Annotated in this window: 2 protein-coding genes; one reads left to right on the forward strand and one right to left on the reverse strand. The window is 48.6% G+C overall.

Translation table 11 applies throughout. From position 1 onward, the window contains the following. A partial coding sequence (locus ACWA6V_RS21265; protein ID WP_449524351.1) for a histidinol dehydrogenase occupies positions 1–406 on the forward strand: 406 nt, incomplete at its 5' end. 74 nt (positions 407–480) lie between these two features. On the opposite strand, the gene ACWA6V_RS21270 is transcribed toward ACWA6V_RS21265, so the two are convergent. Continuing rightward, complete coding sequence (locus ACWA6V_RS21270; RefSeq protein ID WP_449524352.1) at positions 481–1,602, reverse strand: trypsin-like peptidase domain-containing protein; 1,122 nt, start codon at positions 1,600–1,602, stop codon at positions 481–483. Positions 1,603–1,686 lie beyond the last annotated feature (84 nt).

Consider the following 1,686-nt stretch of genomic DNA (forward strand, 5'->3'; position numbering starts at 1 on the left):
TATTGCAAGTGTGTCGTTAAAAAATCGTGGTGCATTAATTAAAGTTGCTGATATGGAGCAGGCAATCGCGGTAAGTAATCGCATTGCGCCGGAGCATTTGGAATTGTCAGTTGCCGATCCCGAATCGCTATTACCGCAGGTGCGTCACGCCGGTGCTATTTTTATGGGGCGGTTTACCCCGGAAGCGCTCGGTGATTATTGTGCAGGCCCCAATCATGTATTACCTACTTCGGGTACAGCACGTTTTTCATCGCCGCTCGGTGTATATGATTTCCAAAAGCGCAGTTCAGTGATTATGTGCTCGGCAGCGGGTGCGTCGGTATTATCCAAAACCGCATCTGTGTTGGCGCGCAGTGAATATCTTGAGGCCCATGCACGCTCGGCGGAATACCGGATTCTCGATTAACTATTATTGGCACTGCTGAAACGAAAGTGGGCGCTGATTGCGCCCATTTTTTTCGCAAAAAACAATGAAGCAAATTACGTTTTTGTTGGTGGGAAGGCCGCTATTGCTTTTATTTCCAATGCTTTTCCATCGCGAATAATTCGGAAGGTAATTTCAGCGTTGGGTTGGATATTAATGAGTGATTTAGCGACCGAGTGTTCATTCAGCAAGGGGACATTATCAATATGCGTAATATAGTCATTGATTTGAAAGCCGGCTTTTGCTGCGGGGCTATCGCGTTCAATCTCACTAACTAATAAACCTTCTGCCCCAAGGTTTTGCGCAAATTCGAGTGTAGGCTGTGTGACCCCAATACCTAACCAGCCGCGCCGGACTCCACCGAACTCTACGATTTGTTTTAGTGAGTTCATGGCTTTATCAACCGGCACTGCAAAGCTGATTCCAAAGGATGCGCCGGTTTCATCCAGCATGGCGGTATTGATTCCAATTAGATTTCCGTGTGCATCAATCAATGCGCCGCCGGAGTTTCCCGGGTTAATGGCTGCATCGGTTTGGATAAAATTTTCCGCGCTGTTTATCCCTAGATTCCAGCGGCCTGTTGCACTGACAATACCCTGACTTACACTTTGGCCGACTCCGAAGGGGTTGCCAATCGCCAGCACCACATCACCCACCCGAATGTTGTCGGAATTGCCGAGTGTAATTGCCGAGATATTGTCGATCTGGATTTTTAAGACTGCCAAATCGTTGGCTTTATCTATGCCGATTAATTCGGCATTGGTGTATCGCCCATCGTAAAGCAGCACTGAGATTCGATCGGCACCGTTGATGACGTGATTGTTGGTCAGTATTAACCCTGCGTCATCGACTATCACGCCCGACCCCAAGGTTTTTTGCATGCGCTCTTGTTGCGGAATGTTGGAGTTGTTGTAGAGGTGGCGAAAAAACGGATTGTTGGACAGGTTTTGGTTGCGTTGTACCACCCGTTTTTCGGTGTACACATTCACCACTGCAGGTGCAGCGCGATTCACAGCATCCGCATAGGAAACAACACCGATATTGAGGTTGTTATTGGCGCCCTGCGGTGGTTGCTGGTTTCCGCGCAATTGGGGAAAGAGTAGTAGTGCGAGCAACGCGATGATAACGCCTGCGGTAATGGGCCAGCCAACAAACTGCAGCAAGCGTTGTAGGAACATGCAAAGCGTCTCCGTCGATATTCTTGTCAGCCAACAAAAACCCCGCAATGCGGGGTTATACATTTATTTCGACGTCCTGTACGC

The organism is Cellvibrio sp. (genome assembly GCF_053579595.1).